General features: G+C 33.0%; 8 protein-coding genes. 1 reads left to right on the top strand and 7 read right to left on the bottom strand.

Translation table 11 applies throughout. The features are described 5' to 3' along the window. From ruvA to APR43_RS15740, 4 genes are all read right to left on the bottom strand, one after another. Positions 1-582 carry a Holliday junction branch migration protein RuvA gene (ruvA, locus tag APR43_RS15720; RefSeq protein WP_053471666.1) on the bottom strand — a complete coding sequence of 194 codons (582 nt, stop codon included), beginning with the start codon at positions 580-582 and terminating at the stop codon, positions 1-3. Positions 583-662: 80 nt separating this feature from the next. Continuing rightward, positions 663-2,954, bottom strand: a complete 2,292-nt coding sequence (locus APR43_RS15725; protein ID WP_053471667.1) for an NADP-dependent malic enzyme — start codon at positions 2,952-2,954, stop codon at positions 663-665. A 156-nt stretch (positions 2,955-3,110) separates the two neighbouring features. Then, positions 3,111-3,536, bottom strand: a complete 426-nt coding sequence (locus tag APR43_RS15730; RefSeq protein ID WP_053471668.1) for a CBS domain-containing protein — start codon at positions 3,534-3,536, stop codon at positions 3,111-3,113. 1,672 nt (positions 3,537-5,208) lie between these two features. Beyond that, the gene (locus APR43_RS15740) at positions 5,209-5,451 is read right to left on the bottom strand and encodes a helix-turn-helix domain-containing protein (protein WP_053471670.1); all 243 of its coding nucleotides are present in this window, start codon (positions 5,449-5,451) and stop codon (positions 5,209-5,211) included. Between the two features lie 87 nt (positions 5,452-5,538). Here APR43_RS15740 and APR43_RS15745 point away from each other — a divergent pair, with 87 nt between their 5' ends. Then, the gene (locus tag APR43_RS15745) at positions 5,539-5,877 is read left to right on the top strand and encodes a hypothetical protein (protein WP_053471671.1); all 339 of its coding nucleotides are present in this window, start codon (positions 5,539-5,541) and stop codon (positions 5,875-5,877) included. Positions 5,878-5,926: 49 nt separating this feature from the next. On the opposite strand, the gene APR43_RS15750 is transcribed toward APR43_RS15745, so the two are convergent. The 3 genes from APR43_RS15750 to APR43_RS15760 all read right to left on the bottom strand — a co-directional run. After that, positions 5,927-7,930 (bottom strand): OmpA family protein, encoded by a 2,004-nt coding sequence (locus tag APR43_RS15750; protein WP_053471672.1) that lies wholly within the window; start codon positions 7,928-7,930, stop codon positions 5,927-5,929. 9 nt (positions 7,931-7,939) lie between these two features. Continuing rightward, positions 7,940-8,851 (bottom strand): type IX secretion system membrane protein PorP/SprF, encoded by a 912-nt coding sequence (locus tag APR43_RS15755; protein ID WP_053471673.1) that lies wholly within the window; start codon positions 8,849-8,851, stop codon positions 7,940-7,942. Between the two features lie 50 nt (positions 8,852-8,901). Continuing rightward, the coding region (locus tag APR43_RS15760; RefSeq protein WP_123959152.1) for a gliding motility-associated C-terminal domain-containing protein at positions 8,902-11,006 on the bottom strand (2,105 nt) is incomplete at its 5' end.

Raw genomic sequence — 11,006 nt, forward strand, 5'->3', positions numbered from 1 at the left:
TTATAAGCTTTTTAAAGCCTTTTTGATGATCGTTTCTACAGTAGCTTCCGGATCTTCTTTTACGATCTTCTCTACTACTTTTTCTGAAGTTTTTCGAACGAAACCTAAAACTTCCAAAGCAGATAACGCTTCATCTCGATTTGTATTGTTTTGAACTACTGAAACTTCATCCAAATCGTACAACTTTAACACTTTTTCTTTCAAATCAAGTATTACTCGCTGTGCAGTTTTGTTTCCAATTCCTTTTATGGACTGAATTAAACCAACATCTCCTGAGGCAATTGCATTAATAATTTGTCTTGGTTCTATTGAAGAAAGCATTGTTCGTGCAATGTTTGCCCCAATTCCTGATACAGACAAAAGCATTCTAAATATTTCTCGTTCAGATTTTTCTACAAATCCAAATAAAGTATGCGCATCTTCTTTGATTTGAAGATGCGTATACAATTTTATAAAATCAGCATTAGGGATTAATGAAAAAGTATGTAAAGAAATATTTACGTGGTATCCTACTCCACCGCAATCAATTACAACTTCTGTGGGATTCTTTTCGACTAATTTTCCCTGCAAATGTGCTATCATATGTATTATTAATAAGTATCAAATATAATAAAAATGCAATAAAAATAAGACAATATTATTTGATCCTTATTTAATTCTACTTATTGAGCCAATTTATTTTTTTTATTTTCTTTTTCCTGAGCGTCGATAACAGCGATTGCTGCCATGTTTACCATTTCTTCAACGCTTGCGCCTAATTGAAAAATGTGAACAGGTTTATTCAATCCCATCATAATTGGTCCAATAGAAGCTGATTTATTCAATTCTTTCATCAGCTTATAAGTGATATTTGCTGACTCTAAGTTAGGGAATATCAGTGTATTTACTTTTTTTCCTGCTAATTTAGAGAAAGGGAATTTCTCCTGAAGCATTTCTGAATTTAAAGCAAAATCTGCCTGAATTTCACCATCTACGACCATCTCAGGGTGATTTTTATGCAAATACGCCACAGCATCTCTTACTTTTGAAGCATTTTGATGTGATGATGAACCAAAGTTTGAATACGAAACCATTGCAATAACAGGTTCAATTCCGAACATTTTTGCTGTTTTAGCTGTCATTAATGCAATGTTCACTAAATCTTCAGATGATGGATTGATGTTTATTGCTGTATCTGATAAAAACATTGGCCCGCGTGACGTTAACATCATGTTTGCTGTTGCAACAAGTGAAGCTCCGTGTGCTTTTTCAATTAATTGAAGCATTGGTTTTACTACACTTGGGTAACTTCTTGAGTAACCTGTAACAAGAGCATCTGCTTCGCCTTCGTTTACCATCATGGCAGCAAAATAGTTTCTTTCGCGCATGAATTTTTGAGCATCAAGCAATGAAACTCCTCTGCGTTCTCTTGTTTCCCAGTATGAAGCTGCAAATTTGTTACGTCTTTCTTCTTCTTCGTTTGTTTTAGGATCAATGATTTCTAATTCAGCATCAAAACCTAATTCTTCTTTTAATTCTAAAATAGTTTCTCTGCTTCCTAATAAAACCGGAATACCAATTCCGTCTTCGTGTACAATCTGCGCTGCTTTTAATACATTTAATTGGTCTGCCTCAGCAAAAACAATTCGTTTAGGATCTAATTTAGCACGGTTTGTAATTAAACGTACCATTTTATTATCATTACCCATACGTTCGCGAAGCTTATCTTCATAAGCTGCCCAGTCTGTAATAGGATTTTTTGCTACTCCAGATTCCATTGCTGCTTTTGCAACTGCAGGCGCTACAACGGTAATTAATCTAGGATCAAATGGTTTTGGAATGATATATTCTTGTCCGAAACCTAATTTTGTTGCTCCATAAGCTACGTTAACCTGTTCTGGAACTGGTTCTTTTGCTAAAATAGCCAATGCTTTTACAGCAGCCATTTTCATCGCTTCGTTAATTTTTGTAGCACGTACGTCTAAAGCTCCTCTAAAAATATAAGGAAATCCTAAAACGTTATTTACCTGATTAGGAAAATCAGAACGGCCTGTAGCCATAATAACATCTTTACGAGTTTCTACAGCTAAATTATAATCGATCTCCGGATTTGGATTTGCCATTGCAAAAACAATCGGGTTATCTTTCATTGTCAATAGCATTTCTGGCGAAAGAATATCTCCAGATGATAATCCGATGAAAACATCAGCTCCTTTTACAGCTTCTGCTAATTCAATTTTTGGACCGTCGATTGCATATTTTAATTGTAAGTCTGAAAGTGAAGGATTGTCTTTTGTTAAAAGTCCTTTACTGTTATACATTAAAACATTCTCCACTTTTACTCCTAATAATACATATAAGTCTGTACAAGCAATTGCTGCAGATCCTGCTCCGGAAACTACAACTTTTACATCTTCGGCTTTTTTTCCTGCTAATTCAAGCGCGTTGATTAAAGCTGCAGAAGAAATAATTGCGGTTCCGTGCTGGTCATCGTGCATTACCGGAATATCTAATTCTTCTATTAATCTTCTTTCGATTTCAAAGGATTCCGGTGCTTTGATATCTTCAAGATTAATACCTCCAAAAGTTGGAGCAATATTTTTTACAGTCTGAATAAATTCTTCAACGTCTTTTGTACCAACTTCGATGTCAAAAACGTCAATATCAGAGAATATTTTAAACAACAAACCTTTTCCTTCCATTACAGGTTTTCCTGCTTCCGGACCTATGTCTCCAAGACCTAATACAGCTGTACCGTTTGAAATTACGGCAACTAAATTTCCTTTTGCAGTATATTTATATACATCTTCAATGTTTTCTGCAATTGCTAAACAAGGCTCAGCAACTCCTGGCGAATAAGCCAGCGATAAATCTCTTTGGGTTGCATATTTTTTTGTTGGAACTACCTGAATTTTTCCTGGAGTTGGCTCTGAGTGATACAGTAACGCCTCTCTTTTTTTACTCTCTTTGTTCATTATTTTAGCTTTTATTCTAGCTTACAAAGATATAAGTCTTAGTTTTAAAATGGGGCGTTTTGGTTCTTTCTTTTGTTAAAATATCAAAATCGAGAGGTCAAAAAAAATAGTCCGAGCTGTATCGGACTATTGAAAAAAGTATTTTAATAAGCGTATTTACTGTGATATGTAAGAGTTTAAGTGATTAATAGTGTCTTTTTGAATTTCGATAATTGCCTTAACAACATCGCTAATTGAAATAATTCCCACTACTGTTCCATCTTCTAAAACAGGAAGATGTCTGATTCTTTTTGAACTCATGAGTTCCATGCAGTCTTCGATATTATTTGAAAGCAGTACCGAGAAAACATTGCTTTCCATAATTTCATGTACAAAAGTTTCTTTTGAAGATTTGTCTTTTAAAACAATTTTTCGAGCATAATCCCTCTCAGACAAAATCCCTTTTAAATCGTTTCCGTCAATAACAAGAATGGCGCCTATGTTTTTATCGCCCATTACTTTTAAGGCTTCAAAAACGGTTGTTGTTGAACGTACGGAATATACATTCCTTCCTTTTGCATTAAGTATTTGATGTACAGTCATATCTGAAAAATTTTAGATTTATAAAGTTAAAATAAAAACAAATACAATGCGCAACGAAATCGATTTTTTAAAAACGCAAATTGCTCATTTTAAACAAAATACACAAAAATTAAAATTTTAAAAATTATACGTTAAAGAAAGAAAAGATTTACAAAGATTTTTTGTAGAAAAATAGATTTTTTAACGTTTTGATGTGTTCGTAATAAAATATGAATTTCATTATATATTGATGTTTTTGTCGACGATCAAATGTCCCTACGGGACAAAATGCATGTCGGATATTTTTTTTTGCTACCGACCAGTCACTCCTAACGGAGTGTTTCGTAGAAATTAAATATTTAGAAGAAATTCCATTAGAAGTTAAATATTGGTAAAATCAAATGTTATAATTTGTGAATACTCCGTTAGGAGTATATCGTTGGCAGCAAAAACGAATCATCAATTCAATAATTTCCCGTAGGGAGATACGAAAAAATATTAAATGTATAGTCCCTACGGGACAAGATGTATGTCGATAATTTTTTTTGCTACCGATATATAATTTCTACGAAATATTAAATGATAACAAACCGAATATAAATTTTTACAAAATACTCCGTTAGGAGTAATTGGTTGGTAGAAAAAAAGAAATCACCAATCCAATAATTTCCCGTAGGGAGATATGAAACAATAATAAATGTATAATCTCTACGAGACAAATGCATATTGATATTTTTAAATGGCTACCGATATATAATTTCTACGAAATATTAAATGATGACAAAACCGAATTTAAATTTTAAGAAAATACTCCGTTAGGAGTAATTGGTTGGTAGAAAAAAAAGAAATTTTCACCCAAACAATTTCCCGTAGGGAGATATGAAACAATATTAAACGTATAGTCTCTACGAGACAAAATGCTTGGTGATAATTTTTTTGCTACCGATATATAATTTCTACGAAATATTAAATGATGACAAAACCGAATTTAAATTTTTAGAAATACTCCGTTAGGAGTAATTGGTTGGACGAAAAAAGAAATCCCACCCAAACTTTCCCGTAGGGAGATAGGAAACAATATTAAATGTATAGCCTCTACGAGACCAAATGCATGGCGATATTTTTAAATGGCTACCGATATATAATTTCTACGAAATATTAAATGATGACAAAACCGAATATAAATTTTTAGAAATACTCCGTTAGGAGTAATTGGTTGGTAGAAAAAAAAGAAATTTCCACCCAAACAATTTCCCGTAGGGAGATAGGAAACAATATTAAATGTATAGTCTCTACCAGACAAATGCATGTTGATATTTTTAAATGGCTACCGATATATAATTTCTACAAAATATTAAATGATGACAAAACCCAATATAAATTTTTAGGAAATACTCCGTTAGGAGTAATTGGTTGGTAGAAAAAAAAGAAATTTTCACCCAAACAATTTCCCGTAGGGAGATATGAAACAATATTAAATATATAGTCTCTACGAGACAAATGCATGTCGATATTTTGAAATGGCTACCGATATATAATTTCTACGAAATATTGAATGATGACAAAACCGAATATAAATTTTTAGGAAGTACTCCGTTAGGAGTTAAATATCGGTAGAAAAAAAGAAATCCCAATCCAAAAATATCCCGTAGGGATTATATAAAGGGTTTTAATTTGAAGTCTAATTGATTTATTATGGATTTTCAGAAAATATTTTACCTATTAATACACTTGATTCTATTTTCAATGAATCAGCTAATGAAAAAAGTAAACTAATGGTAATATTTTGTTTTCCCTTTTCAATTCTTTGAATAGTTCTTACATCAACATTACATAATGTTGACAATTGTTCTTGTGTAATCTTTTCTTTTCCTCTGAGTTCTTTGATTAATAAACCTAATTTAATAATCTCTAACTCGTATTTATTTTTTTCCACAAATCAAATCTATTAAACTGTGAAAAAAATAACTGCGACATATATGTCGTGTTTAAAATATAATACTACATTTGCTAAAAACATACTATGGAAAAAAATGAAATTAAAAATTTAGAGCAATTACAAAAATTAACCGCTAGATATTTCTGTACCTTAAAACCATCTGACGATAAAACAGAAAATAATGTCGCTCAAATTAAATTTATAAATTATTTTGAACTTGGTTGCGTTATAACCAATATGATAAAAATGTGCATTTTGACATTAGACAAACAAGCAGATAAAATTTCGGAAACAAATAAAAATCCCGTTAATGTGTCTCTAGTTTTAGAAACCGTTTTAGAAATGTTTCCTTTAGATGAATTTGAGTTTTTAAGTGAAATTAGTGAGATGTTAATTGAAAAACCTAGCAACATTAATTCATAAATAAAAAGCCCTTTTCTGGATTTGAAAAGGGCTTTTTTATATTATAAAATTACATACTTGTAATTATAAATTCGCTTCGTCTGTTTTGCTGATGTTCTTTCTCTGTACATTTTACGCCATCGGCACATTGATTTACCAGCTGCGTTTCTCCGTATCCTTTTGCTGTTAAGCGGCTTGGATCAATTCCTTTTTGTTCCAACCAGCTTTTTGAAGATTGTGCTCTTTTATCTGATAAAATCTGATTGCTTTCTGATGATGAACGGCTGTCTGTATGCGAACGAATATCTATTTTTATGTTTGGATATTGTTTTAGTATATCAACAATTTTTTGCAGTTTAGGCTCAGATTCTTTTTTAATTGTTGCTTTACCTAAATCGAAAAAGTTCATTGGTATGTTTAAAAGTTTTACCAAATCGGTTCCTATTGTAATGTTAACTTTAACTGGTTTAATAGAGTTTCCTTTTATTACAACCGGCATTGCTTTTACAATTGGTTTTGGTTTTTGCTCTAAAGCTATTGGCAGCGTAGTTGAACCTGTTGCTTTTTTTAGTGTTAGAGAAACTTCTTTAAACAAATAATCTTCTTTTGATGTTTTTATGAAATATTTTTTCCCGCATCTTACATCGGCGAAAGCATAATTTCCGTTTGAATCAGATTTTGTTTCAACAGCAGTTTTACCAGCTTCATCAAATAAAATCAAATTAACATTTGAAAGTGGTTCGTTTGTTTCCAGATCTGTAACGATTCCAGATAATAGCTGCTCACAAATTAATCTTCGGTTTTCTGTAAAACGGTAAATATCATCCAGTCCGTGGCCGTTTACTCTGTTTGAAGAGAAAAAACCATTTCTGTTTTTACTATTAATTATAAAAGCAAAATCGTCTTGTTTACTATTTACTGGTTCTCCAACATTTAGTACTTCATCAAATAAACCTTCTTTAGTTATTCTTGAAACATAAATATCAAGTCCGCCTAAACCTGGTCTTCCGTCGCTGGCAAAATAAAGTTCGTTTTCATCTGAAATAAAAGGAAATGTTTCTCTTCCTTCTGTATTGATTTCCGGGCCTAAATTTTCTGGTGTTCCAAAAGTTCCATCGGCAGCTATACTTACTTTAAATATATCCGAAAGCCCAAGTGTTCCCGGCATATCTGACGCAAAATATAGTGTTTTTTCATCAGGGCTTAAGGCTGGATGCGCCACGCTGTATTCGTCACTATTAAAAGGAAGTTCCTGCACTTCTTTCCATTCGTTATCTATTAAAACTGCTTTATAAAGTTTTAAAAGCGTAATGTTCTTTTCGTTTTGTCTTCTTTTACCGTTTACAGAATTGTTTCTGGTAAAATACATGGTTCGTCCGTCTTTTGTAAAAACCGGAGTCGACTGGTTGAAGTTTACTTTTAAATTCTTTTTGTGAAATAATACAGGTTTTTCTATACTTCCATCAGCATTTAATTCGACTGTATATAATGTTGAAATGGCTTTATTTGTCCATTTAAAATTCTTTTTGATGATCGCACCAGTATCTCTTGCAGATGTAAATACTAATTTATTGTCTAAAATTGTACTTCCGTAATCTGAATCTTTTGAATTAACTCCGGCATCGGCAATATCAAATCGGCCTGAATTTGCTTTGATATCTTCCAGGTAGCTTTTGTTCTTTAAAAATAAAATGGCTCTTTTATCTGAAGGTGCTTTTTGGCTGAATTTTTCTAAAACTTCATCTGCTTTACGATAACTTCCAATTGATTTTAAGCATTGAGCATATTTGTACATATACTCTGCTTCCTGATTTTCATTTAAATTGAATAATTCCTGATAGTAGTTTAAGGCCTCTTCTAATTCTCCTATGAAATAGTAAGAATTACCAAGTCTTTGAAATATTCTTTCTTCTTTAACTCCTTTTTTTACTAAACTTTCGTAAGCTTTTATAGCATCCGCGTAAGCGTAGTTATCATATTTTTGATCTGCATTTTTTATACTGGCAGTTTGTGCATTTGCATTGATGAAAAGGCAAAGGAACAAAAAGGAATAAATTAAATTTTTCATCTTCATATTTAAATATTAAAAGAATCTTGGTGAAGTTAGTTTGCTGTAGTTATTGAAGAAATCAAAACGAAGGAAAATTTCATGTGATCCTGAATTGTATTTTTGTAAACGTGTGGTTTCATGATCGTAACCGTATCCTACATACATTCCTCTTGTAACCTGAAAACCTGCCATCGCACTTACAGAAGCGCTCCAACGGTAAGCAAGTCCTACAACAAATTTATCATTAAACATAAAATTTCCTGAAACGTCTACCTGCAAAGGTGCTCCTTCTACCATTTTTGTTAACAATGCCGGTTTAAATTTTATATATTCTAAACGATCTAAATTGAAAACATAACCTGCCATGAAATAGTAGTTTATTTTTTCTTTGAAGATGGCAACATCGTTATCATCGTATCTATTTGTTTCGATAAAATTTGGAACAGATAATCCTAAATAGGCACGATCTGAATGCCAGTAAATTCCGGCTCCAATATTTGGTGTAAACTTGTTTCTTAAATCCTGAAACATTTCGTCATTTTGATCTTCGTAGCTTAATTTACTTGCATCAAGATTAAAAAGATTGGCTGTGGCTTTTATACCAAATGAAAGCTGAAATGACTCTGAAGTTGGAACGCTATAAGACAAATCTGCCGATAGTGTGTTTTCAGTCGTTGGTCCAATTTTATCATTTACCAACGAAACCCCTAATCCTAATTTACTATTGTCCAGAGGTGTATTTACAGAAAAAGTACTTGTTACCGGTGCTCCGTCAAGACCAACCCATTGTGTACGATATAAACCGAAAGCACTTAATACGCCGCGCGAACCTGCATATGCCGGATTGATTTCGATTGTATTATACATATATTGTGTGAATTGAGAATCTTGCTGAGCAGAACACACAATTGTAAAAAACATGAAAATTAAGCCTAATTTTTTCATTTATAAGAGTTTTAAAAACGGCTTAGCTTCTACTAAGCCGTTTGTAATTTTTATTTATTGATATATAAATAACCTGATTTTTCGTGAGGGTTTGAACCGCTGTCTTTATATTTTAGAATATAGAAATAGGTTCCTACCGGCAATCCTTCTGATTGTTTCATAGTTGTACGCCCTTCTGAATATCCTTTAAATACTCTGTCTTCATTGTTATATCCAGATTTTTCGAAAACCAATACTCCCCAACGATTGTAGATTTCTACTGTATTATCTGGGTAGCATTCTATTCCCTGAATGTAGAATCGCTCATTTTTACCATCTCCATTTGGAGAGAAACCTTTCTTAACGTCAATTTCACAACCATTTAATGTTATCACAGTAGGTTTGTCTCCGTTTATTCCATCATTATCTGAAAGATCCTCAACTACTACTCCTTTTGCACTGCTTCCTTTAACACTTGCCTGATTTGTAACTTTTCCATTATTGATATCTGTTTGTGTTATTTTATAAACTGCTGTAAAGTTTGTATCGTTTGATTCGCCAACAGCTAAACTGATAGCTTGTCCTGAAACGATTACTCCCGGCAGTGGATCTGAAATTGTAATTCCTGTTAACGGTACATTTCCTGTGTTTGTTACTTCGAATTTGTATGTAATTGTTTCGCCTGCATTTGCGATGTCGTTATGATTATCATCATTGAATACCGCTGTTTTAACAATTGCAATTCCCGGAACTTCTACAAAAACTGTCAATGTTGCCGAAGCACAATTTGTAGTCGTTGCTGCTTTCTCACAAATTTGATATGTAATATCGTAAGGTCCGCCTGGTGTATTTGGTTTTACATTTACGGTTCCGTCTGCATTAAATTCAAAATTGTTGTTTCCAGATGTGTTTGTAATAGTAACGTCTGCAGGATTAACTGCTAATCCGTCTAATAAATCATTATCTAATACATTTATGAACTCAAGAGAACCATTAATTCCATCAACCGATATTACTCCGTCATTGTTAGCTACAATTGGTTTTGTAGGTGTAACCGGAATAACTGTATTCAAGACTTCAATAGTTACAACTGCCTGACTGCAATTAGATGAACTTAAAGCATCACATATTTGATACGTCAAGTGATACGTTCCCGTTTGTGTTCCAGGTTTAATACCAACTGTACCATCTGCATTTAAAGTTAAATTAGCATCTGGAGTAACTGTACTTAAAATTACGTTTGCTGGAATAACTTGTGCTCCGTTATGCGTATCATTATTAAATACATTTATACCAGAAGTTTCTCCTTTGCTAACATCAATTGGTCCTGCTGTATCATTATTTGCCTGGATAGCAAAAGTTGGTCTTGCATTACAATCTCCCGTAGCTGCTGGATAATTTACCGGTACACTAACTGTTGGGTTTAATGAGAATACCATTGTAACTCCTGGTCTTGTTTTCTCAAATCCATCAGCAGCTTCTGTCCATTGACCGTTTGTATTTACCCATCCCGGCCAGTCTGTTCCATTTCCGCTGCCATCAATAGTTGCACCCGGCCATAATATATCTCCGCTTAATGGTAAGTTAGTTTGAGTTGCAACTACATTGTTTGCACTATCGATCCATTGAATCGTTAATAAATTAGTTGGTGTAAAATTATCTGCCACGACATTGTATTTCACATAAGGAACGTTATTTGAACAATAACTGCTTGCTGTTACTGTTATTGTTGGTTCATCAACTGTTACTTTAATCGAAGCCGAACTACAATTTGTTGGGTTCAGTTTTTCACAAATCTGATAAGTCAACTCATATGTTCCTCTTGGTGCATTTGCTCCCAATGTAACTGTTCCGTCAGGATTTAATGTTAAGAATCCTGTTGGATCTGGAGTTACAACTGAAAGATTAAGATCATTTGCAACAACTGGTAATCCGTTGTTAGTATCATTATTAAATACATTAATAATTGTTTGCGGATGATTTACTCCAACTACAGATCCTACTACATCATCAATCGCTTGTAATAGTGCTCCACTAATTACCACAACTTTTGAGATTACTGTATCACAATTTGTTGGGTTACTGATCTCACAGATGCTGTATGTAACATCGTAAGTTCCTGCCGGTGTATTTGGTGCAACTGTTACCGTTCCGTCTGCATTTAATGTCAATCCTG

It is taken from the genome of Flavobacterium sp. NLM (assembly GCF_002210235.1).
In the GTDB taxonomy this organism is placed as follows: domain Bacteria; phylum Bacteroidota; class Bacteroidia; order Flavobacteriales; family Flavobacteriaceae; genus Flavobacterium; species Flavobacterium panici.

Bases quoted from the DNA above. Each gene is read 5' to 3' on its own strand.
- ruvA (WP_053471666.1), bottom strand. From the start codon at position 582: ATGATAGCACATTTGCAGGGAAAATTAGTCGAAAAGAATCCCACAGAA.
- APR43_RS15725 (WP_053471667.1), bottom strand. From the start codon at position 2,954: ATGAACAAAGAGAGTAAAAAAAGAGAGGCGTTACTGTATCACTCAGAG.
- APR43_RS15730 (WP_053471668.1), bottom strand. From the start codon at position 3,536: ATGACTGTACATCAAATACTTAATGCAAAAGGAAGGAATGTATATTCC.
- APR43_RS15745 (WP_053471671.1), top strand. From the start codon at position 5,539: ATGGAAAAAAATGAAATTAAAAATTTAGAGCAATTACAAAAATTAACC.
- APR43_RS15750 (WP_053471672.1), bottom strand. From the start codon at position 7,930: ATGAAGATGAAAAATTTAATTTATTCCTTTTTGTTCCTTTGCCTTTTC.
- APR43_RS15755 (WP_053471673.1), bottom strand. From the start codon at position 8,851: ATGAAAAAATTAGGCTTAATTTTCATGTTTTTTACAATTGTGTGTTCT.